Annotated in this window: 27 protein-coding genes; 9 read left to right on the top strand and 18 right to left on the bottom strand. The window is 73.3% G+C overall.

Annotated elements, in window-relative coordinates; translation table 11 throughout:
* Nucleotides 1-19: 19 nt before the first annotated feature.
* On the bottom strand, nucleotides 20-223 hold the full coding sequence (locus DT057_RS00330; protein WP_128560135.1) for a hypothetical protein: 204 nt from the start codon (nucleotides 221-223) through the stop codon (nucleotides 20-22).
* A 275-nt stretch (nucleotides 224-498) separates the two neighbouring features.
* Between DT057_RS00330 and DT057_RS00325 the strand changes: the two genes are divergently transcribed.
* Nucleotides 499-693, top strand: a complete 195-nt coding sequence (locus DT057_RS00325) for a con-10 family general stress protein (RefSeq protein ID WP_128560134.1) — start codon at nucleotides 499-501, stop codon at nucleotides 691-693.
* Between the two features lie 339 nt (nucleotides 694-1032).
* On the opposite strand, the gene DT057_RS00320 is transcribed toward DT057_RS00325, so the two are convergent.
* From DT057_RS00320 to DT057_RS00310, 3 genes are all read right to left on the bottom strand, one after another.
* Nucleotides 1033-1239 (bottom strand): hypothetical protein, encoded by a 207-nt coding sequence (locus DT057_RS00320; RefSeq protein WP_128560133.1) that lies wholly within the window; start codon nucleotides 1237-1239, stop codon nucleotides 1033-1035.
* Nucleotides 1240-1294: 55 nt separating this feature from the next.
* Nucleotides 1295-1822 (bottom strand): hypothetical protein, encoded by a 528-nt coding sequence (locus tag DT057_RS00315; protein WP_128560132.1) that lies wholly within the window; start codon nucleotides 1820-1822, stop codon nucleotides 1295-1297.
* A gap of 358 nt (nucleotides 1823-2180) precedes the next feature.
* On the bottom strand, nucleotides 2181-2984 hold the full coding sequence (locus tag DT057_RS00310) for a response regulator (RefSeq protein WP_128560131.1): 804 nt from the start codon (nucleotides 2982-2984) through the stop codon (nucleotides 2181-2183).
* 194 nt (nucleotides 2985-3178) lie between these two features.
* On the opposite strand from DT057_RS00310, the gene DT057_RS00305 reads away from it, so the two are divergent.
* Nucleotides 3179-3412: a NepR family anti-sigma factor gene (locus DT057_RS00305; protein WP_128560130.1), complete on the top strand. Its 234-nt coding sequence runs from the start codon at nucleotides 3179-3181 to the stop codon at nucleotides 3410-3412.
* A 113-nt stretch (nucleotides 3413-3525) separates the two neighbouring features.
* Here DT057_RS00305 and DT057_RS00300 read toward each other — a convergent pair whose 3' ends face one another.
* On the bottom strand, nucleotides 3526-3702 hold the full coding sequence (locus tag DT057_RS00300; RefSeq protein ID WP_048429091.1) for a DUF1328 domain-containing protein: 177 nt from the start codon (nucleotides 3700-3702) through the stop codon (nucleotides 3526-3528).
* Between the two features lie 237 nt (nucleotides 3703-3939).
* Between DT057_RS00300 and DT057_RS00295 the strand changes: the two genes are divergently transcribed.
* Complete coding sequence (locus DT057_RS00295) at nucleotides 3940-4146, top strand: hypothetical protein (protein WP_128560129.1); 207 nt, start codon at nucleotides 3940-3942, stop codon at nucleotides 4144-4146.
* A gap of 121 nt (nucleotides 4147-4267) precedes the next feature.
* Here DT057_RS00295 and DT057_RS00290 read toward each other — a convergent pair whose 3' ends face one another.
* Together DT057_RS00290 and DT057_RS00285 are read right to left on the bottom strand one after the other, a co-directional pair.
* Nucleotides 4268-5593 carry a solute carrier family 23 protein gene (locus tag DT057_RS00290; protein WP_407068079.1) on the bottom strand — a complete coding sequence of 442 codons (1326 nt, stop codon included), beginning with the start codon at nucleotides 5591-5593 and terminating at the stop codon, nucleotides 4268-4270.
* An 86-nt stretch (nucleotides 5594-5679) separates the two neighbouring features.
* The gene (locus tag DT057_RS00285) at nucleotides 5680-6021 is read right to left on the bottom strand and encodes a CsbD family protein (protein WP_128560127.1); all 342 of its coding nucleotides are present in this window, start codon (nucleotides 6019-6021) and stop codon (nucleotides 5680-5682) included.
* A gap of 264 nt (nucleotides 6022-6285) precedes the next feature.
* On the opposite strand from DT057_RS00285, the gene DT057_RS00280 reads away from it, so the two are divergent.
* Nucleotides 6286-7278: a DUF2865 domain-containing protein gene (locus DT057_RS00280; RefSeq protein ID WP_238313063.1), complete on the top strand. Its 993-nt coding sequence runs from the start codon at nucleotides 6286-6288 to the stop codon at nucleotides 7276-7278.
* Nucleotides 7279-7647: 369 nt separating this feature from the next.
* Here DT057_RS00280 and DT057_RS00275 read toward each other — a convergent pair whose 3' ends face one another.
* Both DT057_RS00275 and DT057_RS00270 read right to left on the bottom strand, forming a co-directional pair.
* Entirely contained in the window at nucleotides 7648-8097 is a 450-nt protein-coding gene (locus tag DT057_RS00275) for a hypothetical protein (protein WP_128560126.1), read from the bottom strand.
* 167 nt (nucleotides 8098-8264) lie between these two features.
* Nucleotides 8265-8693, bottom strand: a complete 429-nt coding sequence (locus DT057_RS00270; protein WP_128560125.1) for a DUF4332 domain-containing protein — start codon at nucleotides 8691-8693, stop codon at nucleotides 8265-8267.
* Between the two features lie 264 nt (nucleotides 8694-8957).
* Between DT057_RS00270 and DT057_RS00265 the strand changes: the two genes are divergently transcribed.
* Nucleotides 8958-9884 (top strand): MBL fold metallo-hydrolase, encoded by a 927-nt coding sequence (locus DT057_RS00265; protein WP_128560124.1) that lies wholly within the window; start codon nucleotides 8958-8960, stop codon nucleotides 9882-9884.
* 4 nt (nucleotides 9885-9888) lie between these two features.
* Here the strand turns inward: DT057_RS00265 and DT057_RS00260 are convergent, their stop codons facing one another.
* Both DT057_RS00260 and DT057_RS00255 read right to left on the bottom strand, forming a co-directional pair.
* A complete protein-coding gene (locus DT057_RS00260; RefSeq protein WP_128560123.1) occupies nucleotides 9889-10668 on the bottom strand; it encodes a DUF1499 domain-containing protein in 780 nt (259 codons plus the stop codon).
* 188 nt (nucleotides 10669-10856) lie between these two features.
* Nucleotides 10857-12485, bottom strand: a complete 1629-nt coding sequence (locus tag DT057_RS00255) for a long-chain-fatty-acid--CoA ligase (RefSeq protein ID WP_128560122.1) — start codon at nucleotides 12483-12485, stop codon at nucleotides 10857-10859.
* A 188-nt stretch (nucleotides 12486-12673) separates the two neighbouring features.
* On the opposite strand from DT057_RS00255, the gene DT057_RS00250 reads away from it, so the two are divergent.
* Nucleotides 12674-13246, top strand: coding sequence for a MarR family winged helix-turn-helix transcriptional regulator (locus tag DT057_RS00250; protein WP_128560121.1), 573 nt, complete (start codon nucleotides 12674-12676; stop codon nucleotides 13244-13246).
* Here the strand turns inward: DT057_RS00250 and DT057_RS00245 are convergent.
* A complete protein-coding gene (locus DT057_RS00245) occupies nucleotides 13212-13748 on the bottom strand; it encodes a hypothetical protein (RefSeq protein ID WP_128560120.1) in 537 nt (178 codons plus the stop codon). The genes DT057_RS00250 and DT057_RS00245 overlap by 35 nt on opposite strands.
* Nucleotides 13749-13908: 160 nt before the next feature.
* Between DT057_RS00245 and DT057_RS00240 the strand changes: the two genes are divergently transcribed.
* Together DT057_RS00240 and DT057_RS00235 are read left to right on the top strand one after the other, a co-directional pair.
* Nucleotides 13909-15291, top strand: coding sequence for an aminotransferase (locus DT057_RS00240; protein ID WP_128560119.1), 1383 nt, complete (start codon nucleotides 13909-13911; stop codon nucleotides 15289-15291).
* 460 nt (nucleotides 15292-15751) lie between these two features.
* Nucleotides 15752-16666, top strand: coding sequence for a metallophosphoesterase (locus DT057_RS00235; RefSeq protein ID WP_128560118.1), 915 nt, complete (start codon nucleotides 15752-15754; stop codon nucleotides 16664-16666).
* Between the two features lie 25 nt (nucleotides 16667-16691).
* Here the strand turns inward: DT057_RS00235 and DT057_RS00230 are convergent, their stop codons facing one another.
* The 6 genes from DT057_RS00230 to alaS form a co-directional block, all read right to left on the bottom strand.
* Complete coding sequence (locus DT057_RS00230; RefSeq protein ID WP_128560117.1) at nucleotides 16692-18224, bottom strand: acyl-CoA carboxylase subunit beta; 1533 nt, start codon at nucleotides 18222-18224, stop codon at nucleotides 16692-16694.
* A gap of 309 nt (nucleotides 18225-18533) precedes the next feature.
* On the bottom strand, nucleotides 18534-19424 hold the full coding sequence (rfbA, locus tag DT057_RS00225) for a glucose-1-phosphate thymidylyltransferase RfbA (protein ID WP_128560116.1): 891 nt from the start codon (nucleotides 19422-19424) through the stop codon (nucleotides 18534-18536).
* A 12-nt stretch (nucleotides 19425-19436) separates the two neighbouring features.
* Nucleotides 19437-20333 carry a dTDP-4-dehydrorhamnose reductase gene (gene rfbD / locus DT057_RS00220; RefSeq protein ID WP_128560115.1) on the bottom strand — a complete coding sequence of 299 codons (897 nt, stop codon included), beginning with the start codon at nucleotides 20331-20333 and terminating at the stop codon, nucleotides 19437-19439.
* A 7-nt stretch (nucleotides 20334-20340) separates the two neighbouring features.
* On the bottom strand, nucleotides 20341-21393 hold the full coding sequence (gene rfbB / locus DT057_RS00215) for a dTDP-glucose 4,6-dehydratase (protein WP_128560114.1): 1053 nt from the start codon (nucleotides 21391-21393) through the stop codon (nucleotides 20341-20343).
* A 165-nt stretch (nucleotides 21394-21558) separates the two neighbouring features.
* Nucleotides 21559-22113 carry a dTDP-4-dehydrorhamnose 3,5-epimerase gene (gene rfbC / locus DT057_RS00210; RefSeq protein WP_128560113.1) on the bottom strand — a complete coding sequence of 185 codons (555 nt, stop codon included), beginning with the start codon at nucleotides 22111-22113 and terminating at the stop codon, nucleotides 21559-21561.
* A gap of 281 nt (nucleotides 22114-22394) precedes the next feature.
* Complete coding sequence (gene alaS / locus DT057_RS00205) at nucleotides 22395-25058, bottom strand: alanine--tRNA ligase (RefSeq protein ID WP_128560112.1); 2664 nt, start codon at nucleotides 25056-25058, stop codon at nucleotides 22395-22397.
* 94 nt (nucleotides 25059-25152) lie between these two features.
* On the opposite strand from alaS, the gene DT057_RS00200 reads away from it, so the two are divergent.
* Complete coding sequence (locus DT057_RS00200; RefSeq protein WP_203236142.1) at nucleotides 25153-25629, top strand: MAPEG family protein; 477 nt, start codon at nucleotides 25153-25155, stop codon at nucleotides 25627-25629.
* Nucleotides 25630-25631 lie beyond the last annotated feature (2 nt).

Below are 25631 nucleotides of genomic sequence, written 5' to 3'. Positions count from 1 at the left end.
CGGCCTCGACGGGTCGGGATCAGTCCTTGCGCGTGGTCAGGCCGCCGCGCGGCGGCCCGCCGAATTGCGGGTTCGGCTGGGGCGAGTCGCCGGGCTCCTCGCTCGTGACGGGGTGGGGGCTGCCCTCCTCCGCCGGCATCGGCGGCAGAGCGTCGCAGTTCGGAGCCGGGGCGCCGCGGGGATCGGCCGCCGCCTCCGGTTTGACCATGTTTCGGTTCGTCATCGGTGCGGCTCCCGGCCAGGTTCGCGTCGTGGTCCGCCGTCCGCCGGAGCGCGAGGCCCGCGGAACCCGCTCCCCGAACTCGCTTCCCTCGGCGGCGTCGGGGGCCGAACGCCACCACGTTCGCGAAGGTTCCGGGACGGGAACATCCCGGGTCCCGCCGGCCTCAACTCGGGCCGACGTGGCGCTCCTCCAAATGAGCCGGGCGGATGCGTGGCAGGAACCATCATTTCCGCTGAAGGTTGTTCGGACTGAGAACAGCGGCCAAGGAGGCAAAGATGGCAACCGGGAATTCGACTTCGAAGCGCGGCTTCGCATCCATGGACCTGGAGCGGCAGCGCGAGATCGCCAGCAAGGGCGGCCGCAGCGTGCCGGCCGAGAAGCGCTCCTTCTCCCAGGACCGCGAGCTCGCCTCGTCGGCGGGCCGCAAGGGCGGTCAGGCCTCCGGCACGGGCCGCGCGAACGAGGAATGAGGCGTGCGGCAGGCGCCGCAGCCGTGCCCGGGCCGCCTCGGCCCGGGTCACGCGCTGCCCGGCGCGCCGGGGCGGTCGTCAGACGAGCCAGGTCCGCCGAGGCGGTCATCACGACGAAAAGGGCGCTCCGGGCGCCCTTTTCGTCGTGATGGGATCCCGGTCTCACCCCAGTCGGCCGGCACCACCCTGCCGCGCCCTCGGGGCGGGCCCCTCCCGGAGCCCCGGCAGCGACGCGACGCGAGGCCCGGTCGGAACCCCCTTGGCCACGCGCGCGGACACCCCGGGGGGCGGCCGTCAGGACCGCACCCCGGGGTGTCTACGTCATGTCGGCCGAAGCGGTCAGGAGACGAGCCGGCTCCGGGTCGCGATGAGGTTTCGTTTCGCCATGGCGGCGCAGATCACGTCGTCGGCCGGTCGCATCGCCACGAGCCCGGCGAGCAGGGTGGCGAGGCGCTCGCTCTCGGACGCGCTGTCCACCTCCCGGTGGACGCGGTCGGGCATCGGCGCAGGCGGGGTCGGAGTCTCGTGCTCGCGGTAGCCCAGCATGATCGTGGTCTCTCGTGGGGGGCGTGTCGGTCGGGGTGGCGGAACGGACGCTTTCTCAGAGCTCCGCGACCTGCCAGGTGGCGGGCGCGGCCAGGGGCCCGGCGTCGGCGAGGCACCGGCTCGGCAGCAGGCGGCGGGCCTCCTGCCCGGCCAGGCGGCTGACCGAGCCCTCGCAGCCCTCCGGCATCACGGTGCGCGACCCGACCTCGTTCGAGGGGGGCGTCGGCGGCGTGCGCTGCGCCACCGGCGTGCCCTCGCGCTCCCGCAGGGTGATGTGGGGCAGGGCGGTGTCCCGGGCGATCAGGGTGGTGTTGCGGATCGCGTCGGCCTGGTAGACGACGTCGCCCGCCGCGTTGCGCAGGGTGACCTTGGCGGCATTGAGGCCGGTGATCTCGACGGCGACCGGTGCCTGGGCCCGCCGGACCGCGGGTGCCAGGGCCAGGCGGTCGCCCTTCACCGCCTTCTGCTCCAGCCCGGCCGGACGCGCGATCGCCTCGACGGAGTGCTCAACCAGCGGCTGCCCGATCAGGGCAAGGAAAGCCGCCGGCACTGTGATCCCGAAGAACATGTGGGGGCGGAGCATACGCGTGGCCCTCGCGGCGAAGCTTGAACTCGCTGCGTCAACGCGCCTGGTCGGCAAGTAGTTCCGCGCCTTCGTTCCTGAACGGCACAGTTTAAGGCGACAAGGCGAGGGAAGGCGTTAACCGCCCGTTAAGCGCGCGCCGGGCGCCCGAGTGGTGCAGAGGCGCAACACGCAATCCGAAACTGATGCCGCGGAACCGTTCCGGCCTCGCGCGCGTTGATCCCGCAACCCGGCCACCTGGTCCTCCCCGCATTCCCCTTGTGCATTGGCCGGAAACTAAAAAACGGGCCGGATGCGAATCCGGCCCGTTCTTTTATGATCGGCGTGGATCGTGAGGCGGCCGTCGGGCCGGTGCCCTTCAGGCAGGCGCCTTGGCCTCGCGCCGGCGGGCGCTCTGCTGGAAGAACAGGGCCTGGCTGATCACCGCCGAGACGTTGGCGGGCTGGAAGGGCTTGGCGATCAGGAAGGCCGGCTCCGGCCGCTCGCCCGTGAGGAAGCGCTCCGGATAGGCGGTGATGAAGATCACCGGCACCTCGAAGGTCTTCAGGAGGTCGTTGACGGCGTCGAGGCCCGACGAGCCGTCGGCGAGCTGGATGTCGGCCAGGATCAGGCCGGGGCGCTTGGTCGAGGCGAGCTTGATGGCCTCGGTGCGGGTGCGGGCGACGCCGGTGACGTTGTGGCCGAGGCCCTCCACCAGCGCCTCGAGGTCCATGGCGATCAGGGGCTCGTCCTCGATGATCAGGATCTCGGTCGCCATGTCGGCGGCGAGCTCGCGGCCGGCCTCGTCCACGAGGTCGCGCACCTCCGAGACGTCGACGCCGAGGATCGTGGCGGCATCCTCCTCCGAGAACCCCTCGAGGCAGGAGAGCAGGAAGGCCTGCCGGGGCAGGGGCGTGATCTGCCCGAGGCGCACTTCGGCGGGGAGGTCGTGCTGGGTCTGCTCGGTCTGCCCGTTGACCGAGAGCGAGTTCCAGATCCGGGTGAAGACGCGAAACAGGTCGGCCTTGACGTTGGTGCTGCGGCCGAGGGTCTCGGGCTCGTTCACGAGCGTCTCGAGCGTCGCCGCCACGTAGGCGTCGCCGGCGACCTGGCTGCCCGTCAGGGCGCGCGCGTAGCGGCGCAGGTAGGGCAGGTGTTGCACGACGAGTTGTGCTGTCGACATTCAGGTCCCCTTGGTGGTGTCGTGTTGTCGTTATCGCGCGAGAGCCCCGGGCTTAACGTTCCGCGCCAGGGTTCGTTCCGGCGGGTGGAACCGACCCGGCCGAGGCGCGTTGTCGGCGCAAGCGCGCGACCCGGCACAACGGGCGCCATCGCATCGCCATGTCCGGAAGTCCAGGACGGGCGAAGGGGAATTGCATGATCGACTCCAAGGGGATGCCAGGACCACGAGCGCCCCAGGACCAGCCGCCCGCGAGCGAGCCCGACCAGCCGGCCCTCGACCGGAACGTGCAGGGCCGCATCGGCTCCCACTTACGCGCGATGTACGACGACCTGATGCAGCAGCCGATCCCGGACCGCTTCATCGATCTCCTGGCCAACCTCGAGCGCGCGGCCGATAAACCTTCCGAGACGTCCCCGAAAACCTCCTGATTCCCGCACTCAGATAAGAGTGATGCCGCCCCCCGCAAGAGGAGCGGCACCCACCTGTCGGCATACGTCCTCGCGGGAACGCCTGACCCCGTCCGGACGCGCCGGACGCCGCCCTAGAGGGTCGGCGAGCGTCCCCGCATCAGGCCGACGACCGCCGAGATGGCGAACAGGACGACGGCGACGAAGAAGATGAGCTTGGCGGCCTCGACCGCCGTGCCGGCGATCCCGCCGAATCCGAACAGCGCGGCCACCAGGGCCACGACGAGAAAAGTAACAGCCCAACCCAGCATGGCGTGACCCCTCGATGAGCGCGTCATCGGCCCTCGGCCGATCGTGAGCAGTCAACGTCAAGCCTGACCTGCGGTTCCGCTTTGTCGCAGGTGCGCAAACCGCTCCGGCACACCATCTCCTGGTCGGGGCCGGACGGCGGGCCTGGGGGCGAACCCCTTGGTCCCCGGGCGGAATCCCGAGGGCGGAACCCGAGTTTCGCACTGCACGTTGCTCCGGTGTCTGGATGGAGGCTTACGATGAACCGTTCCCTTGCCCTGCGTGCCGGTCTCGTCACGCTCGCGACGGTGGCGGGCGTTCTGGCGGCATCCGCCGCGTCTCCGGCAGCGGTGCTGGTCGGTGTGACGATCGTCGGGATCGCCGGCTGCCTCGGCCTCGCCGGCGCGCCGGCCTCGGCCCCCGTCCTCGTCCCGGTGCGGGCGCGCCGGCGGCCGGACCGCCCGTAGGCGCCGGGCCCGCCGCGGCCGAAAACCCGCCGCGGGCACGCGCGAAGTCTCGCCGCGGGCGGGCCGGGTCCGGCGTCCCACGGCGCGCTACCCCCTCCTCCCGGCACGGCGCCGGCTCGCCTCAGGGGCGGGCGCTCCCGGGGGCGGCCGCGTCGGGGTCGTCCCGCAGCAGGTGGTAGAGCAGGATCGCCCCGATCGTGGCGGTCCCGATCCCGCCGAGCCGGAACGACCCGAAGTTCAGCGTGAAGTCTCCGGCCCCGAGCACCAGGGCCGTGCCCACGGTCAGCTGGACCCGGGTGCGCGCGAAGTCGACCCGGTTGTCGACGAAGATCCGCCCGGCCGCCGCCGCGATCAGCCCGAACACCACCACGGACAAGCCGCCGATCACCGGTCCCGGGATGATCAGGATCGCGGCGCCGAACTTCGGCGACAACCCGAACAGGATCGCGATCACGCCGGCCGCGGCGAAGACCAGGGTCGAGTAGACCCGCGTCACCGCCATCACGCCCATGTTCTCGGCGTAGGTCGTCACGCCGGTCCCCCCGAAGGCGCCCGACAGCATGGTGGCGAGCCCGTCGCCGATGAAGGCCCGGCCGAGATAGGGGTCGAGGTTGCGCCCGGTCATCGCCCCGATGGCTTTGACGTGCCCGAGGTTCTCGGCCACGAGCACGACCGCGACCGGGGCGATGAGCCCGATCGCGCCGGGCTCGAAGACCGGCGACACGAAGCGGGGCCACCCGAACCAGGGCGCCTCGGCCACGCGCGCGAAGTCGACCGGCCGCGCGAGGCCGAGCCCATTCGCCAACGCGAGGTAGGCCAGGGTGGCGGCCAGGGCGCCGATGAGCAGGGGCACGCGGCGGGCCGCGCCGGGGAGCGCGGTCGCGGCGAGCCCTACCGCCAGGACGGTGAAGAGGCCGATGCCGGCGTCGAGGCCGGAGCCGGAGAGGCTCCGCACGGCGACGGGCGCGAGGTTGAGCGCGATGGCGCCCACGATGGCGCCGGTCACCGCGGGGGGCATCAGCCGGCCGATCCAGGCGTCGCCCGCCACCAGGACCGCGGCGCCCGCGAGCGCGTAGACCACCCCGGCCGCCACGATGCCGCCGAGCGCCACCGCGGGGTTCGGGTTCGGGCCGCTGCCGCCGTAGCCCGTGGCCGCGATCACGACCGCGATGAAGGCGAAGCTCGAGCCGAGGTAGCTCGGCACCCGGCCGCCGACCACCGCGAAGAACAGCAGGGTCGCGATGCCGGAGAAGAAGATCGCCAGGTTCGGATCGAACCCCATCAGCACCGGCGCGAGGGCGGTCGAGCCGAACATCGCCACGACGTGCTGGAGGCCGAGGACGAGCACCTGGCCGTAGGGCGGGCGCTCGTCGGGCAGGATCGTCGCGCCCCGGGCCAGGCGCCAGCGGGCGACGCCGCGCACCCCACGCTCTCTCGTCGCTGTCACGCAAGCGCCTCCCGTTCGTTCCGGAACGAGGAGCGCCATAGAACAGAACCCGGCCGCGCCGAAACCGGCGCGGCCGGGCGGGGGCGTCAGTCGCGGCCGTGGATGAGCCAGCCGAGGGCGTAGCCGACGGCGCCGGCGAGCAGCAGGGCGACGAGATGCTGGTCCCCGACCTGGCGCGCGAGCATGCTGTTGCCCTGGTCGTAGGTGCGCCGGCCGACGTCGCGGGCCTGGTCGACGTAGTCGGGGGCGGCGTCGGCGAGGTTGCGCACCGCGTCCTTGGCCTGCCCGTAGACGTTCTGGGCCACGCCCGCGGCCTGGTTCACGGCACCCCGCGCCTGCGTGCCGGCATCGCCGCCCACCTCGCCGAGGCCCTGCTGCACCTTGCCGCCGAGTTCCTTGCCGGCACCGATGATTCGATCCGCATCCATGTCACCATCCTCGTTCTCGCCCGGTCCGAGACCGGGATCACCGCAGGACAACGCTCGACCCGGCCGGATGGCCTCAGGCTCGCGGCACGGTCCCGCGCACGAGCCCGTGGAAGCGCCTCGGCGGGCAGGTCCGGCGGGTGCCGCAGCGGAGGCGGCGCGCAGGCCCGGTCTGCCGGCGCCCAAACCTGTGATCTCAGCGGTTCGCCGCAGTTGCACCGCGGGGCGGCGCTCGGTTAATTCGCGTTAACTCTCCGCGAGGCTCTCGTGACCGCATCGTCAACGCCCGTGCCGACCCTCGGTCGCGCCCGCTCCCTCGCCCGCACCCTGGTGCTCGGGATCCTGGTCGGGGTCGGGAGCGTGTGGGCCGGCACCACCTTCGTGCGCGCCGCCGACGATGCCGGCGTGTTCACGTTCCTGCTCGGCGACGCGGCCGAGCGGATCGGCCTCGGCGTGCGACGCAAGGATCCGGCCGCCCTGCGGGACGCCGCGCTGCCGGCCCGGCGGGTGCGGTGGACGAGCCGCCCCTCCCCGGCCGCCCCCGAGGCCCGGGCCGCCGAGGCGGCCCGGGCCCCCGGGCCGGGCCGGCCGTCCCAGGTGGCGCGGGCGAGGGCGGCGCGGGCGCGCCTCGCCTGGAACGCGGACCGGACAGTCTGCGTGCGGACCTGCGACGGCTACATGTTCCCCCTCGCCGAGCTCGGGCCTTCGACCGACCTGCCCCTGCACGAGGCAGCGTGCGCGGCGGCCTGCCCGGGCGCCGGGACGGCCCTGTTCACCGTGCGGGCCGGGCAGGAGCTCGACCAGGCGGTGAGCCTCTCCGGGGATCCCTACCGGCGCCTCGCCAACGCGTTCCTGTACCGCACCCGGCGGGTGGCGAGCTGCTCCTGCCGGCCGCACGGCGCCGTGGCGGCGCCGTCGCCGCCGGCCGGCAGCGACCCGACCCTCCGGGCCGGCGACGCGGTCGCCGCCCGGGCGGGCGCGCAGGTGTTCACCGGCCGCACCGCCGACGGGGAGGCGGCCTTCGTGGAGTTCCGCCGCGCCCGGATGCTCCCGGCCGGCACCCGCCGCGAGCTCGACCGCAGGCTCGACGTGAGCCGCATCGAGCGCGCCCGGGCGGTGTTCCGCAACAGCCTGCGCGTGCGCGAGGCGCGGATGGATCTCGGGCGCCTCCCGGCGGGCGCCGCGGGCGGCTTCACGACGCTCACGAGCGACTCGGGCTTCGCGCCCGTCCGCGTGGTGGTCCCCTCCCCGTTCCGCTGAGGCGGATCGAGGCTCGCCCCGCGGTGGGCCCCGTCCCCCTGTTGCGGTCCAGTGACAGCCCTGGCGTTCCGCTCCCATCCGTAGTCGTACCCCTTGCGATCGATGCCCGATCATGACGAGAGTGACACGCCTCCTCGCGGTTCGATCGTCATGTCGCCCCTCTCCGAAAATCGTTTGTTGCAGTACCGTGAAGTCGCGGCCGTCCTGTTGAGTTCAGGGGTGTTCTTCACTTTGCTGTTAATTTGGGCCTGGATCATTTCTTGATCGAGCAGGCTGAACAATAGGCCGCCGCAACTGATCGTTCCCGGGCCGTGACGATCGCGGGCCGGGCCGCGAACGTCCGCGTCGGGGCGGTCGGCCGCGGGCCGGTCAGTCCGCGACCGGGCCGCCCGCCGCCCGCACGCAGAGCGTCGCCACGCGCCCGAGGTCGCCCCGGTCGGCGTAGACGCTCGTGCTCGCCTGCTCGGTCCGGCCGGGGCTGACCATGCTGCGCATCGGCGCGGCGCTCGCGCCGAAGACGACGCGGCCCGCCCCGTCGAGCCCCACCACCTGGGCGTCGACCGAGACCGCCCGCGGGGTGCGGTTGCGGATGTCGTACGCGAACACGATCGCCCGCGCGCCCTGGACGACGAACGAGTCGGTCTCCTTGACGGAGAAGCCCTCGAGCGTGATGCCGTCGCCCTCGACCGAGAGGCCGTCGAGGAACCCGGGACCCTCGCAGCGCCAGGGCTGCCGGACCGGCCCTCCGGCCGAGGCGGCCGGGGCGGAGGCGGAGACCAGCAGGGTCGCGGCCGCGACCCGACGCAGGAACCGGTTCATGCAGGGCCTCCCGGATGGGGCGGGGCCGCCGGCCTCTCCCGGCGGACCTCTCGGTCGGGATCGCGGCGCGCGGAGAGGCCCGGCCGATCGAACGGGCGCGACCGCCCGGGGCGACCGGCGCCGCGAGGGCCGGGAGGCTGCCAGAGGCGTGCCGCCGCGTCCAGCGCTCAGGCGCAGGCCGGCGCCGGATGGTGCAGGACCGCGACCCGCAGGTCCGCGGCCCGCGCGATCGAGCCCGCCACGACCCGCTCGCCGGGCGTGACGAGGCCGGAGGCGCCGTCGCGGTTGATCCGCCCGAGCGCGGCGGCGAGCCGCCCCGGCGCGCGCGCGGCAAGGTCCGCGACGGTCGCGACCCCGGCCGCCTCGAGGAACTCGGCCATGACCCGGCTGATGCCGTGGACGCGGAACAGGTCGCAGCGGTGGGCGCAGCGCAGGACGAGCCCCGCGTCCATGCCGGTCGCCGCCGCGAGATCGCGCCGGGCGGCCGGATCGCGCGCGCGCGCCAGGAGCGCGTCCGTGGTCGCGATGCCGAGGTCGCGCAGGCGGTCGGCCATCACCGGGCCGATGCAGCCGGCGGTCTCGATCGGGTACGCCATGAGGGACCCCCGGGATCGGACGCGGGACCCAGCGGCGGGCCGCCGCTGGGCCGCGGGTCCGGACGGGGAAAGGGCGCCCGACCCTCCCGGACATCCTCCCGCGTAGCCGATCCGTGCGGAACGGTCCGGGTTGCCTTAGGAATGCTGTCTCACGAAGGGCGCGCCGCGGCGCCCGCCGTCCGGGGGCGGCTCCGACGCCGGCGCGGTCTCCCCTTCGCGGGGAAAATGCTCTAACCCGGGCCGGTCGATGCGGGAGACGATCCGGTGAGCGAATCCGACACGGCCGAGGCAGCCCCCGTCTTCGCCCGGGAGGCCCCTCCGAGCGGCCGGACCGAGGCGGTGACGCCCCTGATCCGGCGGCTCGTCTGCCCGAACGGGGGACCGTTCACCCAGAGCGGCACCTGCACCTACCTCGTCGGCCACGGCCGCGTCGCGGTGATCGATCCCGGGCCGGATCACGCCGCCCACCAGGCCGCGCTCCTCTCGGCCCTCGACGGCGAGACGGTGGCGGCGATCCTCGTCACCCACACCCACCGCGACCACTCGCCCGGGGCCCGGGCCCTCAGGGATGCGACCGGGGCGCCCATCGTCGGCTGCGGCCCCCATCGCCCGGCGCGCGCGGTGCGGGGCGACGAGCGCACGCTCCTCGACGCCGCCGGCGACGGCGACCACCGGCCCGACCGGGAGCTGCGGGAGGGCGACGCCGTGGAGGGGCCCGGCTGGACGCTCACGGCCCTCGCCACCCCGGGCCACACCATGAACCACCTCGCCTTCGCCCTCGCCGAGGAGGAGGCGCTGTTCTCGGGCGACCACGTCATGGCCTGGTCGACCAGCATCGTGGCGCCCCCGGACGGCGCCATGGGGCCCTACATGGCCTCCCTGGAGAAGCTGCGGGGGCGGCCCGAGGGGATCTACTGGCCCGGCCACGGCGGGCCGGTGCGCGAGCCCCAGCGCTTCGTGCGCGGCCTCGCGGCCCATCGCCGCGCCCGCGAGGCCGCGATCCTGGAGCGCGTCGCCCTCGGCGACCGCACCATCCTGGCAATCGTGGCGGCGATCTACCTCGGCCTCGACCCGGCCCTCCGGGGCGCCGCGGCGCTCTCGGTCTTCGCGCATCTCGAGGAGCTCGTCGCCGGCGGGCGCGTGGCGACGGACGGCGCCCCCGCCCTCGCGTCGGAGTACCGCCCGGCCTGACCGCCTACTTCACGGCGAGCGCGAGGTTGGCGAGCTCGTCGAGGAAGGCGCGGACGTGGTCGGCGTTCTGGCCGAAATCGCGGTCGCCGAGGCGCGAGGCGGAGCGGACGTCGATGCGGGTGCCGTCGGCCCGCGGGTGCAGGCGGATCGTCACGTCGTAGGGCAGGCCGAGGAGGCGCGAGCGCACCACCGCCTCGATGCGGCCGTTCCCGATCCGCCCGCCGGGCTTGTAGGACTCGATCACCTGCCACTTGCGGTTCTGGACCGCCTTCATGGCGAGCCCGAAGGCCTCGTCGGCCCCGAGGTCGAGGGTGAGCGGCGCGACCTGCGGGTAGGCCTCCCGCTGGAGCGCCCGCGTGGCCGGGCTCGGGTCCGGCGCCAGCCGGCCGCCGCGGGCCGCCCAGGCCGCCCGCGAGCGCGAGAAGGCGGGCGGGTTGTCGATGTCGGTGGCGACGTCGGTGAGGCGCGGCAGCATCAGGCCCCGGGCCGCCATGTAGCCCGGATAGGCGAGGACGCAGGCCGCGAGCATCAGGCCGCCCACCGCCGTGCCGAGGCCGCGGGCGCCCTCGCGCCAGACGCGCACGAAGGCGCCGAGCGCCAGGAGCACCGCCAGCAGCGCCACGCCCACCCCGGAGACGAGGGCCGCCAGGGCCGCGTCGGTCTCCGCCCGCGGGTCCCGGACGAGCAGGAGCGCGATCCCGACCACCGCGAGGGCGAACCAGGCGAGGCGCAGCGCCCAGGGGGCGGCGCGGGTGACGGGCTCCTGGACGATCAGGCGGCGCATGGCGGACGGCGTGTGGGCAAGCGGCGCATGATCCGACGCGGCGCGGCCGCGCCGGGATGGGCGGCGCGCGGCGCTGCCCCCGGTCTACCGCCCCGCGGCGCCCGGCGCTACCGGGACGTGGGCCGGCGCGCCGGGCCGCCGGCTCCCCGCGCCGGCCCTCGGGCGGCGCCGCATCCCCGCGCCGGCCCTCAGGCGGCGCCGGGGAGCCGGTAGTCCCGGAACTGGTCGCGCAGGGCCGTCTTCTGGATCTTGCCCGTGGCGGTGTGGGGGATCTCCCGCACCACCACGACGTCGTCGGGCATCCACCACTTGGCGATCCGCGGCGCCATGAAGGCCAGGATGTCGGCCTTGTCCGGGGCGCGGCCTTCCTTGGGCACCACGATCAGCAGCGGCCGCTCGTCCCATTTCGGGTGCGCGATGCCGATCACCGCCGCCTCCGCCACGTCGGGATGGCCGACCGCGAGGTTCTCGAGGTCGATGGAGGAGATCCACTCGCCGCCCGACTTGATCACGTCCTTGGAGCGGTCGGTGATCGCCATGTAGCCGTGCCGGTCGATGGTCGCGACGTCGCCGGTGTCGAAGAAGCCCCGGTCGTCGAGGATCGGCTCGTCGCTGCGGAAGTACGCCCTGGCCACCGAGAAGCCCGAGACCTTGAGGCGCCCGAAAGTGTGCCCGTCCCAGGGCAGGTCGCGGCCCTCGTCGTCGGTCAGGCGGAACTCGACGCCGAAGGGCGCGTAGCCCTGCTTCATCTTCAGGTCGAGGCGCGCCTCGCCCTCGAGCGCCGCGACCTCGGGCTTGAGGGAGCAGTAGGAGCCGATCGGGCTCATCTCGGTCATGCCCCAGGCGTGGTCGACGGTGACGCCGAAGTCGCGCTCGAAGCGCTCCGTCATCGCCCGCGGGCAGGCCGAGCCGCCGATCACCACCCGCTTGAGGTGGCTGAGGCGGCTGCCGGTGCCGTCGAGGTACTGGAGCAGGCCGAGCCAGACCGTCGGGACGGCGGCCGTCACGGTGACGCCGGTGCGCTCCAGGATGTCGTGGACCGAGGCGCCGTCGAGCTTGGGCCCCGGCAGCACCAGGGCGGCGCCGCTCATCGGGGCCGCGAAGACGAAGCCCCAGGCATTGGCGTGGAAGAGCGGCACCACCGGCATCGCCACGTCGCGGGGCGAGAGCGCGATGTAGGCCGGGTTGTTGACGGTCAGGGCCAGGAGCACGTTCGAGCGGTGCGAGTAGAGCACGCCCTTCGGCAGCCCGGTGGTGCCGGAGGTGTAGCACAGGCCCGCGGCGGTGTTCTCGTCGAACGCCGCCCAGGCGAAGTCGGCATCCGCCTCGGCGATCCAGTCCTCGTACGCGACCACGTTGCGCAGCGAGGTCTGCGGCATGTGGGCGGCGTCGGTGAGGATGACGTAGCGCTCGATGGAGGCGAGCCTGGGCGCCAGGCGCTCGACCAGCGGCACGAAGGTCAGGTCGAGGAGCAGGATCCGGTCCTCGGCGTGGTTGATGATGTAGGCGATCTGGTCGTCGAACAGCCGCGGGTTGACGGTGTGGTAGATCGCCCCGACGCCGGTGATGCCGTACCACGCCTCCAGGTGCCGCCAGGTGTTCCAGGCGAGCGTCGCTACCCGGTCGCCGAGCCCGATGCCGTCCTGCGTCAGGCGCTTGGCGAGCTGCAGGGCGCGGGTGCGGACCTCACCGTAATGCGTCTCGTGCATCGGCCCCTCGACCGAGCGCGAGATCACCGGGCGCGCGCCGTGCTGCGCGGCGGCGTAGTCGATGACGCGGTGGATCAGCAGGGGCCAGTCCTGCATCAGACCGAGCATGGCGTGTCGTCCTTCCCTCTGGGGCGCGTCGGCGCTCGTTCATGGCCCCGGTCGATCACCGCCGCCGCGGGCCCTGGCGGGCAGCTTAGTGCATTTTCCGCCGGGCGTGGACACGCGATGCGGTCCCGCCCGCGGAACGCCGGCGCGCCGGATGTGGCGCGAGAATGGTTCCGATGTAAACTATCGCCATGGTGGCCCCCCCGCACGACCCCGCTCCCGCCTCCCTCGGCCCCGGTCCCGACCCCATGCGGGTGTGGTTCCGCTTCATCCGCCTGCACCGGCGGGTCTCCGCGGCGGTGGCGGCGGAGCTGCGGGCGGTCGGGCTGTCGATCCCGCAATTCGACGTGCTCTCGACCCTCTCCGAGGAGCAGGGCATGACCCAGCAGGACCTCGCCGAGCGCCTCTACGTGACGAAGGGCAACGTCTCGGGGCTGATCGACCGGCTGGTCGAGGCCGGGCTGGTGGAGCGGCGCCCGATCCCCGGCGACCGGCGCTCGCACGCCCTGCACCTGACCGAGGCCGGCCTCTCCCTCGCGCAGGCCGGCATCGCGGCCCAGACCGGCTACGTCGCCCGCACGCTCGGGCACCTGCCGGCCCGGGACGTGGCGGAGCTCGAGCGCGTCGTCCTGGCCTGGCGGGCCGCGGCCCGGGCCGACGGGGCCGCGGCGGAGAGGATGCCCGCGGCGGCCCGGGAGCCCGCGGTGGCTCAGGAGCCCGCGGCGGCCTTCAGCACGCCATCACCTTCTCGAGGTCGATCGTGATCCCGGCGGGCGTCATGCGCTCGCGGGCCACCAGCCGGTCGCCCGGGCCGAAGATCCCGAGGGGCACGTCGCGGTCGGGCAGCACCACGGTGGCGTTCCGGTTGACGAAGACGAGGACGTGGCGCCGCTGGGGCAGCGAGGCCAGGGCCCAGCGCTTGAGCTGGCCGTAATAGGGCTCGCGCCGCCAGGCCGTGGCCTGGCCCGGATCGACCTGGACGTGCAGGAAGCGCGTCTCGGGGTCGAGGCTCAGCACCATCTTGGCCTTGTCGGGCTTCCACTCGGGCCCGAGCCAGCCCTCGGTCATCCACAGGCAGTGGAAGGCGCGGCAATGCCCGGGCCGCGCGGCGTGGATGGCGCAGCCGCGCCCCGTCATCGCGTGGCGGCACCATTCGCCGGCGACGCTCTCGACGGCCGGCACGTCGTAGACCTTGCAGCAGAGCGTGCAGGCGCCGCAGGCCCGTCCGGGCGCGGGCTGGGAGTGGTGGCGGGCGGGATCGAACATGCGCTTCGGTCTGATCTGGGTTGTGCGCGGGGACCGCAACGGGCGGGCCGGCTTGTGCGGTGGCATCGCGCCGCTAGTGTGGCGGCGCTGCCGGACGGCCCCTCTCGCGACGCGAGGCCTCGACGGGCCTCTCACGTTCTTCAGGAAAGCGAAAGCAACGATGCTCTCGAACCTCGCCACCCGCGACGTCGAAACCCTGATCCACCCCTACACCAACCTCGCGGCCTTCCGCGAGACCGGCCCGCTCGTGCTGGAGCGCGGCCACGGCGTCTGGGTCTACGACACAGACGGGCGGCCCTACCTCGAGGGCATGGCGGGCCTGTGGTGCACGGCCCTCGGCTACTCCAACGAGGAGCTGGTGGAGGCGGCCCGCGAGCAGATGGCGCGCCTTCCCTTCACCCACCTGTTCTCCGGCCGCAGCCACGATCCGGCGATCGAGCTCGCCGAGACCCTGAAGGAGCTCTGCCCGATCCCGGTCTCGAAGATCTTCTTCACCTCCTCGGGCTCGGAGGCGAACGACACCCAGGTCAAGCTGACCTGGTACCTCAACAACGCGCTCGGCCGGCCGAGGAAGAAGAAGATCATCGCCCGCCAGAAGGGCTACCACGGCGTCACGGTGGCGTCGGCCTCGCTCACCGGCCTCACCGCCAACCACGCCGACTGGGACCTGCCGCTGCCGGGCTTCCTGCACACCGCCTGCCCGCACCACTACCGGGGCGCCGAGGCCGGCGAGAGCGAGGAGGACTTCTCCCGGCGCCTCGCCGGGGAACTCGAGGCCCTGATCCTGCGCGAGGGCCCCGACACGGTGGCGGCCTTCATCGCCGAGCCGGTGATGGGTGCCGGCGGCGCCATCGTGCCGCCGAAGGGCTACTTCGCGGCGATCGAGGCGGTGCTCGCCCGCCACGACGTGCGCCTGATCGCCGACGAGGTGATCTGCGGCTTCGGCCGCCTCGGCACCTGGTTCGGCTCGGAGGCGCTCGGCATGCGCCCCCACAGCCTGTCCTTCGCCAAGGCGCTCACCTCGGCCTACATGCCCCTCGGCGGCGTCACGGTCGACGAGACGCTCTACCAGGCGATGCTGGACGAGAGCCGCAAGATCGGCACGTTCGGGCACGGCACCACCTATTCCGGGCACCCGGTCGCCAGTGCCGTCGCCCTGAAGACGATCGAGATCTACCGGCGCGACCGCATCATCGAGGGCGCGGCCGGGAAGGCGCCCCACTTCCAGCGCCGGCTCGAGGCGCTCGCCGACCACCCGCTCGTCGGCGAGTCCCGGGGCCTCGGGCTGATCGGCGGCCTCGAGATCGTGGCCGACAAGGCGAGCAAGCGCCAGTACGACCCGAAGGCCGGCGTCGCCGCCCGCTGCGTCGCCTTCGCGCAGCAGGAAGGCCTGATCGTGCGCTTCCTCGCCGGGGACCGGGTCGCGGTCTGCCCGCCCCTGGTGATCCAGCCCGACGAGATCGACACCCTGTTCGACCGCCTCGGCGTCGCGCTCGACCGCACCCACGCCTGGATCCGCCAGGAAGGGCTGACGGCGGCGTGATCCCGGCGCGCGCCGCGCCGGCGCCGGGCACGCATCCTGCTTTGCGGACCCGGTCTTGCACCGCGTCCCGGACCCGAAGAGGCACCTGCCGTCGGCGGACGGGCGCCCTTCAACCTTGCGTCACGCGAGGGAGACGAGGTTGCTGCATCCGGGAGCGCCCCCCCGATGAAGCGTTACCCCCGCGATCGCGCCCCCTTGCTCGGGGTAACGGCCGCGCCGGCGACGGCCCGCGCCGGCCCGGGGCCTCGCGGCCGGCCCGCACGGCCCGGCCTGGGAGGACGCGGCGTTCATCGAGGCGGCGTGAGCCCCTGGCGCGGCGCGGGCCGCCTCCGCAGTGTCGCCGCAATCGCGGCGCCTCACACCGGGCCGCAGGGGAACTGTCCCCGCCCCGCGCGGGCCGCCGCCGGAGACCACGCAGGCGGCGGGAGGCGAGCACGCCCCCGGCCGCGGGAGCCCACCGATGCTGCTGATGCCGAGCCGCCGCCAGCTCCTGACGACGGCGGCGTTCCTCGGGCTCTCCACGAGCGCCTACGCGCTCGGGGTCGAGCCGGCCTGGCGCCTCGTCGTGACGCGCTACGCCCCGGCGCTGCCGCGCTGGCCGGCCGACCTGCGCCTGCGGATCGCGGTGCTGACGGATTTCCACGTCGGCGAGCCCTGGATGTCCCTCGGGCGCGTCGCCGACATCGTGGCGGTGACGAACGCCCTGCGGCCCGACCTGATCGTGCTCCTCGGCGACTACCCGGGCGTCGGCCGCGCGGTGTTGCGCCCGGTCGCCCTCCCGGATTTCGCCCGCGTGGCCGCGGGCCTCGCGGCGCCCCTCGGCGTGCACGCGATCCTCGGCAACCACGACTGGGAGGACGACCCGGTGGCGATGCGGGCCCGGCGCGGCCCGGTCGAGTCCCGGCGGGCGCTCGAGGCGCAGGGCATCGGCGTGATGGAGAACGCCGTCGTGCGGCTGAGCCACCGCGGCCGCCCGTTCTGGCTCGCGGGCCTCGCCGACCAGCAGGCCTTCTCCCGGCGCCGTCCCTGGCGGGGCCTCGACGACCTGCCCGGGACCCTCGCGCAGGTCACCGACGACGCCCCGGTGATCCTCCTGGCACACGAGCCCGACATCTTCACGACGGTGCCGGACCGGGTCGCCCTGACCCTGTCGGGCCACACCCATGGCGGCCAGGTCCGCGTCCTCGGCTACTCCCCGGTCGTGCCCTCCGCGTACGGCCAGCGCTTCGCCTACGGGCACGTCGTGGAGGACGGCCGCCACCTGATCGTCTCGGCCGGCCTCGGCACCAGCCAGGTCCCGATCCGCCTCGGCGTGCCGCCCGAGATCGTCCTGGTCACCCTGGGGACGGACCCGGCGGCCGGCGCGCAGGGCTGACGCCCCCGCCCGCCGGCCGCGCGCGTCACAGCGGGATGTTGTCGTGCTTCTTCCAGGGCTGCTCGGTCGCCTTGGTGCGCAGCATGGCGAGCGCCCGGGCGATGCGGCGGCGGGTCGAGTGCGGCATGATCACCTCGTCGATGTAGCCGCGCTCGGCGGCCACGAAGGGCGACATGAAGCGCTCCTCGTACTCGGCGGTGCGGGCCGCGATCTTGCCCGGGTCGCCGAGGTCCTGGCGGAAGATGATCTCCACCGCCCCCTTGGCGCCCATCACGGCGATCTGCGCCGTCGGCCAGGCGTAGTTCACGTCGCCGCCGACGTGCTTGGAGGCCATCACGTCGTAGGCGCCCCCGAAGGCCTTGCGGGTGATGATGGTGACGAGCGGCACCGTCGCCTGGCTGTAGGCGAACAGGAGCTTAGCGCCGTGCTTGATCAGGCCGCCGTATTCCTGCGCGGTGCCCGGCAGGAAGCCCGGCACGTCGACGAAGGTGACGATCGGGATCGAGAAGGCGTCGCAGAAGCGCACGAAGCGCGCCGCCTTGCGGGAGGCGTCGGAATCGAGCACCCCCGCCAGCACCATGGGCTGGTTGGCGACGAACCCGACCGTGCGGCCCTCGAGCCGGCCGAAGCCCGTGATGATGTTGCGGGCGTAGGCGCCCTGGATCTCGAAGAAGTCGCCCTCGTCCGCCACCCGGCGGATCAGCTCGCCCATGTCGTAGGGCTTGTTGGGATTGTCGGGGATCAGGGTGTCGAGGCTGCGGTCGGCCCGCCCCGGATCGTCGAAGCTCTCGATTTCCGGCACGCCCGCCTGGTTGTTGGCGGGCAGGAAGTCCATCAGCCGGCGGATCTGCAGCAGCGCCTCGACGTCGTTCTCGTAGGAGCCGTCGGCGATCGAGGACTTGCTGGTGTGGACCTTGGCGCCGCCGAGCTCCTCGGCCGTCACCACCTCGTTCGTCACCGTCTTCACCACGTCGGGCCCGGTCACGAACATGTAGCTCGTGTCGCGGACCATGAAGATGAAGTCGGTCATCGCCGGCGAGTAGACGTCGCCGCCCGCGCACGGGCCCATGATCACCGAGATCTGCGGGATCACCCCCGAGGCGGTGACGTTGCGCTTGAAGACCTCGCCGTAGCCGCCGAGCGCCGCCACGCCCTCCTGGATGCGGGCGCCGCCGGCGTCGAACAGCCCGATGATCGGCGCGCGCATCTTCAGGGCCATGTCCTGGACCTTGATGATCTTCTGCGCGTGCGCCTCGGAGAGCGAGCCGCCGAAGACCGTGAAGTCCTTGGAGAACACGAACACCGTGCGGCCGTTGATGGTGCCCCAGCCCGTGATGACGCCGTCGCCCGGGATCTTCTGGCGCTCCATCCCGAAATCGATCGAGCGGTGCTGCACGAACATGTCGAACTCCTCGAACGACCCCGAGTCGAGGAGGAGTTCGACGCGCTCCCGCGCCGTGAGCTTGCCGCGCCGGTGCTGGGCCGCCACCCGGCCCTCGCCGCCGCCGAGCCGGGCCTGCGCGCGCCGCTGGTCCAGCCGTTCGAGGATGTCCTTCATGCCTGTGGCCCGTCCCTGGAGGTGTCGCGCGCCCGCGCGGTGGGGCTTGGCGGTAGCCGCGCAGGCGGCCTTAGAGCATTTTCCGGCGAAGTGGACACCGGTTCGCCGCAGACAATGCGGCAGCCTCAAAAACCTGGAGCAGCGGCCGATGGCAGCGTGATCGGATGCTGCTCTAGAGCATGTGCCGACGGCGTGGCAACGGCCCCGTGGCCGGGAGAGCGAGTTCGGACCGCCGGGAGCCCGCCGGGGCGCGCACCGGCGCCGCGCCCCGGTCAGCGCACGGGGCGGCGCGGCCGCCGGCCCCCGGCGTCAGAACACGATCTGGCCGGGCTTCTCCTCGCGGGCGAGGCGCAGGAGGTTCTGGCCGTAATTGGTCTTGGCGAAGAGCTGCCCGCGGGCCGTCACCTGCTCGCGGGTGATGAAGCCCTGCACGTAGGCGATCTCCTCCAGGCAGGCGACCTGCATGCCCTGGCGGTGCTGGATCACCCGGACGAACTCGCCCGCCTCGAGCAGGTTGTCGTGGGTCCCGGTGTCGAGCCAGGCGTAGCCGCGCGACATGCACTCGACGTGAAGCTGGCCGCGGTCGAGGTAGGCCTGGTTGACGTCGGTGATCTCGAGCTCGCCGCGGGGCGACGGCGTCACCGCCGCGGCGATGTCGAGCACCTGGTTGTCGTAGAAGTAGAGGCCCGTCACCGCCCACGGCGATTCGGGGTTCACGGGCTTCTCGACCAGCTTGAGCGGGCGGCCCTGCTTGTCGAGGGTCACGACCCCGTAGCTCTCCGGGTGGTCGACGTGGTAGGCGAACACCGTCGCGCCGGTCTCCCGCTCCCGCGCGCGGCGCAGCAATTGCTGCATCCCGGCGCCGAAGAACAGGTTGTCGCCGAGCACGAGGGCGACCGGGTCGCTGCCGACGAACTCGCGGCCGATGACGAAGGCCTGCGCCAGGCCCTCGGGGCGCGGCTGGAGCGCGTAGGAGAACCGCACGCCGAACTGCTCGCCGGTTCCGAACAGGCGCTTGTAGTTGTCCAGGTGCTCCGGCGAGGAGATCACCAGGATGTCGCGGATGCCGGCCAGCATCAGCACCGAGACCGGATAGTAGATCATCGGCTTGTCGTAGACCGGCAGGAGCTGCTTGTTGATCGCCAGCGTCGCCGGGTGCAGCCGGGTGCCGGAGCCGCCAGCCAGGACGATGCCCTTCATGATAGTGTCTCCTCAGGCCTGCTTGGCCGGGCCGATCAATTGATCGAGGATGTCGTCGAGCGCCGCCGTCCAGGGACGCGGCACGATGCCGAAGGCTTGCGTCAGCGTCTCGGTCGAGAGCTCGGAATTGGCCGGCCGCCGGGCCGGCGTCGGGAAGGCCGAGGTCGGGATCGGCTCGACCGGCACCGAGCGGGCGCCGCGGGCCTGCGCGCCCGCCATGATCCCGCGGGCGAAGCCGCACCAGGTCGTCGCGCCGGCATTGACGCAGTGGTAGGTGCCGGCGGGCGCGCCCGGATCCTCGGCGAGGCGCAGGGCGATCGCCGCGAGCGCCGCCGCGAGGTCGCCCGCGGAGGTCGGGCAGCCGCGCTGGTCGTCCACCACCGTGAGCCGGTCGCGCTCGGCGGCGAGCCGCAGCATCGTCTTCACGAAGTTGGCCCGGTGCGGGCTCACCACCCAGGCGGTGCGCACCACGGCGTGCCGCGGGTTGGTGGTGCGCACCGCCAGTTCGCCCGCCGCCTTGCTGGCGCCGTAGACGCTCGTCGGGCGCACCGGGGCGTCGGTGGCGTAGGCCCCCTCCCCGCTGCCGTCGAAGACGTAGTCGGTCGAGACGTGGACGATCGGGATCCCGGCCCGGGCCGTCGCGGCCGCCAGGTAGGCGGGGGCGAGCGCGTTGAGGCGCCAAGCCGCGCCGACCTCGCCCTCGGCCTTGTCCACCGCCGTGTAGGCGGCGGTGTTGATCACCGCGCGCCAGGGGCGCTCCGCCACCGCGGCCGCCACCGCCGCCTCGTCGGTGACGTCGAGGGCCGCGCGCGCCGGCGCGTGGACCGCGACCCCGGGCCCCCAGGCACGGCGCGCCAGCTCGGTGCCGACCTGGCCGCCGCCGCCGAGGATCAGGATCTCGTGCGCCATTTGTCCCTCACTCGCCCGACAGGCCGAGGCGCTCGCCGGAGTAGCGGCCCTCGCGGATCGGCCGCCACCAGCCCTCGTTCTCCAGGTACCAGCGCACCGTGTCCTCGAGCGCCTGCTCGAAGGTCCGGCTCGGGCTGTAGCCCACCTCGGCCTCGGCCTTGCTCGGGTCGATGGCGTAGCGCCGGTCGTGGCCGGGGCGGTCCGTCACGAAGGCGATCAGGCGGTCGTGCGGGCCGGCATCGGGCCGCAGGCGGTCGAAGATCGCGCACAGCGTCCTGACCACGTCGAGGTTGTTGCGCACCGAGCGCCCGCCGAGCAGGTAGGTCTCGCCGATCCGGCCCTTCTCCAGCACCGCCACCAGGCCGCGGGCGTGGTCCTCGACGTGGATCCAGTCGCGCTCGTTCTGCCCGTCGCCGTAGACCGGCAGCGGCTTGCCCTCGAGGGCGTTGAGGATCATCAGCGGGATCAGCTTCTCGGGGAAGTGCCGCGGCCCGTAATTGTTCGAGCAGTTCGTCACCAGCACCGGCAGCCCGTAGGTCTCGTGCCAGGCCCGGGCCAGGTGGTCGGACGCCGCCTTCGAGGCGGAGTAGGGCGAGCGCGGATCGTAGCGGCTGTCCTCGGTGAAGAAGCCGCCCGGCGGCAGCGAGCCGTAGACCTCGTCGGTCGAGACGTGCAGGAACCGGAAGGCCGCGCGCTCGGGCCCGGCGAGGCTGGCGTAGAAGGCGCGGGCGGCCTCCAGCATCACCTGCGTGCCGACCACGTTGGTGCGGATGAACGCGCCCGGCCCCGTGATGGAGCGGTCGACGTGGCTCTCGGCGGCCAGGTGCATCACCGCCTGCGGCCGGAACTCCTCGAACAGGGCCGCGACGCGCTCGTGGTCGCAGATGTCGGCCTGGGCGAAGCGGTGCCGGTCGTTGCCCTTCAGGGGCATCAGCGAGATCGGGTTCGCCGCGTAGGTGAGCGCGTCGAGCGTGAGGACCTCGTGGCCGAGGTCCTGGACGAGGTGCAGGACCAGGGCCGAGCCGATGAAGCCGCAGCCGCCCGTGACGAGGATGCGCATGGCGAAGACGATCTCCTGGAGGTGGGTTCAGGGAGCGGCGCCGCTCCCCCGTATGGGCTCGATGTCGGCGCGGGACCGCGGCACGGAGCGCCCCGGTCCCGCCCGGGTGTCACGCCGGTCCGCCCGCCCCGGCCGATGCACGGGCAGGTTGCGGCCATCCCGGGCTCAGAACAAGGCCGGCAGCGCGGCGAAGCGCGGCGCGACCTTGTCCTTGTCCGACAGGACCGCGCGCTCGGCCGTCACCGGCCAGTCGATGCCGAGCTCCGGGTCGTTCCAGAGCAGGTTGCCGTCGTGCTCGCGGCTGTAGACGCCCCCGGCCACCTTGTAGGCGACCATGGTGTCGGGCTCGAGCGTGCAGAAGGCGTGGGCGAAGCCGATCGGGATGTAGAGCTGGTGGCCGTTCCCGGCGTCGAGCCGGGCCGCCACGTGCCGGCCGTAGGTCGGGGACTCCCGGCGCAGGTCGACGGCCACGTCCAGGATCGCCCCGGCGAGCACCCGCACCAGCTTCGCCTGGGCGAAGGGATGGCGCTGGAAGTGCAGGCCGCGCACAGTGCCGGTCTGGGCCGAGAAGGATTGGTTGTCCTGGATGAACGCGTCCTCGATGCCGCCCTCGGCCAGGAGGTCGGCGCGGTAGGTCTCGGAGAACCAGCCGCGATCGTCCCCGAAGCGCTTGGGCACGACCAGCTTCACGGCCGGGATCTCTTGGGTGATGACCTGCATTGCTCGACCGTTCCTTCCTGTCCACGGCGGGCCGGGTTCCGGCCGGCCCCGGCAACCGTCGGACCGCTCCTGCCGGCCGGTCGTGGCCTCACCGCGTCCGCACGGCCGCATCGCGGTGGAGCCCAGGCGTCGGCCACATGCCCTCTACTTCGTCACGTCTGGCCTGGCAACCGGAATTGGTGACATATTGGGCACACGACTCGCTGTAGTCTGCCGGGGATCGCCGCGTTGCCCCGCCCGATCCTGATCGACGTCGTGCACGACCGGATCCGGACGTTGCGTCATGCCCCCGCGAGCGCGGCCTGGATCGCCTCCAGGGCCGCCTCGGCCGCCGCCCCGTCGGGCCCGCCCGCCTGGGCCATGTCCCGGCGCCCGCCCCCGCCCTTGCCGCCGAGGCGCTCGGCGCCCGCCCGCACCAGCGCCACCGCGTCGAACCGCTCGGTCAGGTCCTGGGTGACGCCGACCACGAGGCCGGCCTTGCCGTCGGGCGCCACGCCCACGATGGCGACGATGCCGGAGCCGAGCCGAGTCTTGCCCTCGTCGGCGAGGCTCTTGAGGTCCCGCATCTCGACGCCTTGCACGGCGCGTGCCATCAGCTTCGTCCCGGCGACCTCGCGGACCGACGCGTCGGCGTCCTCGCCCCCGCCCCCCATGGCGAGCTTGCGCCGGGCGTCCGCGAGCTCCCGCTCCAGGCGGCGGCGGTCCTCGATCAGGGCGGCGAGGCGCCCGGGCGCCTCGGACGGCGGCACCTTGAGGAGGAGCGCCAGGGCGGCGAGCTGCCGGCTCTCGCCGGCGAGGTGGCGGCGCGCCGCGTCGCCGGTCATCGCCTCGATGCGGCGCACGCCCGCGCCGACGGCGCTGTCGCCCAGCACCGTGACGACGCCGATGTCGCCGGTGCGACCGACATGCGTGCCGCCGCAGAGCTCGACCGAGAAGGTGCGCGGGCGGCCGTCCGGCGCGGCGTCGGCACCCATCGAGACGACCCGCACCTCCTCGCCGTACTTCTCGCCGAACAGCGCCCGGGCACCCGACGCGATCGCGTCGTCGACCGCCATCAGCTTCGTCACCACGGGCCCGTTCTGAAGCAGCACCCGGTTGGCGATCGCCTCGACCCGGGCGACCTCGTCGTCGTTCATCGGCTTGGGATGGCTGAAGTCGAAGCGCAGCCGGTCGGGCGCCACGAGGGAGCCCTTCTGGGCGACGTGGTCGCCGAGCACCTGGCGCAGGGCCTCGTGCAGCAGGTGGGTGGCCGAGTGATTGGCCCGCACGGCCGCGCGGCGGGCGTGGTCAACCCTCAGCTCGATCGCCTGGCCGACGCAGAGGCGTCCCTCCTCGACCGTGACGTGGTGGACGACGACGTCGCCGAGCTTCTTCTCGGTCGCGGTGACGCGGGCGCGCAGGCCCGGCCCGGCAAGCGTCCCGGTGTCGCCGACCTGGCCGCCGGACTCGCCGTAGAACGGCGTCTGGGTCGCGACCAGGAGGCCGTCCTCCCCGGCCCCGAGCGCCTCGACCTCGGCGCCGCCGCGCACAAGCGCGGCGACCACGGCCTCCGCCGCCTCGGCCTCGTAGCCCAGGAACTCGGTCGCGCCGGTGCGCTCGCGCAGCCCGTACCACAGCGTCTCGGTGGCGGCCTCGCCGGAGCCCGACCAGGCGGCGCGGGCCGCGGCGCGCTGGCGCTCCATCGCGGCCCGGAAGGTCTCGGTGTCGACGCCGATGCCCCGGGCCTTCAGGGCGTCCTGGGTCAGGTCGAGGGGGAAGCCGTAGGTGTCGTAGAGCGTGAAGGCGGTCTCGCCCGAGAGGTTCTGGCCGGCCGCGAGGTCGCGGGTCTCCGCGTCGAGGATCGACAGGCCGCGCTCGAGCGTGCGGCGAAAGCGCGTCTCCTCGAGCCGCAGCGTCTCGCCGATCAGCGCCTCGGCCCGCACCAGCTCGGGGTAGGCCTGGCCCATCTCGCGCACCAGCGTGGGCACCAGGCGGTACATCATCGGGTCGCGCGAGCCCAGGAGCTGGGCGTGGCGCATGGCCCGGCGCATGATCCGGCGCAGCACGTAGCCGCGGCCCTCGTTGCCCGGCAGCACGCCGTCGGCGACGAGGAACGCGGAGGCGCGCAGGTGGTCGGCGATGACCCGGTAGGAGGCGGTCTCCCGGCCCTCGGGCGCCCGCCCGACGGCGTGCGCCACGGCGTCGATCAGGCTGCGGAACAGGTCGGTGTCGTAGTTGCTCTTGCAGCCCTGGAGGATCGCCGCCATGCGCTCGAGGCCCATGCCGGTGTCGATCGAGGGCCGCGGCAGGTCGACCCGGTTGCCCGGCTCGATCTGCTCGTACTGCATGAAGACGAGGTTCCAGAACTCGAGGAAGCGGTCGCCGTCCTCGTCCGGGCTGCCGGGCGGGCCGCCCTGGAGCTCGGGGCCCTGGTCGATGAAGATCTCCGAGCACGGACCGCAGGGGCCGGTATCGCCCATCTGCCAGAAATTGTCCGAGGTGCCGATGCGGATGATGCGCTCGTCGGGCATGCCCGCGATCTTGCGCCACAGGGACGCGGCGTCCTCGTCCTGCGCGTAGACGGTGACGAGGAGGCGCTCGGGCGAGAGGCCGAATTCCCGGGTGACGAGGTTCCAGGCGAGCTCGATGGCGTGCGGCTTGAAGTAGTCGCCGAACGAGAAATTGCCCAGCATCTCGAAGAAGGTGTGGTGCCGGGCCGTGTACCCGACGTTGTCGAGATCGTTGTGCTTGCCGCCCGCGCGCACGCATTTCTGGGCCGTGGTGGCGCGCTGGTAGGGGCGCTTCTCGACGCCGGTGAAGACGTTCTTGAACTGCACCATGCCGGCATTGGTGAACATCAGGGTCGGGTCGTTGCGCGGCACCAGCGGCGACGACGGCACGACCTCGTGTCCGTGCCTGGCGAAGTAGTCGAGGAACGTGGACCGGATCTCGTTGACGCCACTCATCGGGACAGACTCTGCGGAATGCGGGCCAGGGACGCGGCAGGAGGCGCGGGCGGCCCCGGATGCGTGAGGCTGTCTTTAGTCAGGCGCCTCCCCCGTGTCGAGGCGCGCGCCCGCCGCTATCTCGGGGACCGGTGGCCCGCCGCCCCCCGCATTCCCCGCACGGACCCCTGCCGATGCCCGTCGAAATCCGCCTCCTCGCCTTCTCGGTCCTCCTGGGATCCGCCCACATCGCGGCGGCCTCCGCGGCGGCCTCGCCTGGGCGGCCTCCAGCCGCGTATCGCCCGGCGCCCCGGCAGAGGGCGCGGCCGGGCGCCTGGAGCGCGCCTCGCGCAACGTCTTCGAGACGTTCCCGCTCTTCGCCGCCCTGGTGCTCGCCGCGGCGGCCATCGGCCGGCACAACACCGCGGTGACGACGGGCGCCCACCTCTACGTCTGGGCCCGCCTCGCCGACCTGCCGCTCTACGGCTTCGGCGTGCCGTGGCTGCGCACCCTGGTCTGGGGCGTGGCGATGGTCAGCATCGGCTTCGTGTTCGTCGGCCTGTTCACGCGGATCGGGCCGTTCGTGCGCTGAGC

It is taken from the genome of Methylobacterium crusticola (assembly GCF_003574465.1).
In the GTDB taxonomy this organism is placed as follows: Bacteria; Pseudomonadota; Alphaproteobacteria; order Rhizobiales; family Beijerinckiaceae; genus Methylobacterium; species Methylobacterium crusticola.
The sequence above is the reverse complement of the archived record's forward strand: the minus strand, read 5'-3'. Positions and strand labels throughout refer to the sequence as shown.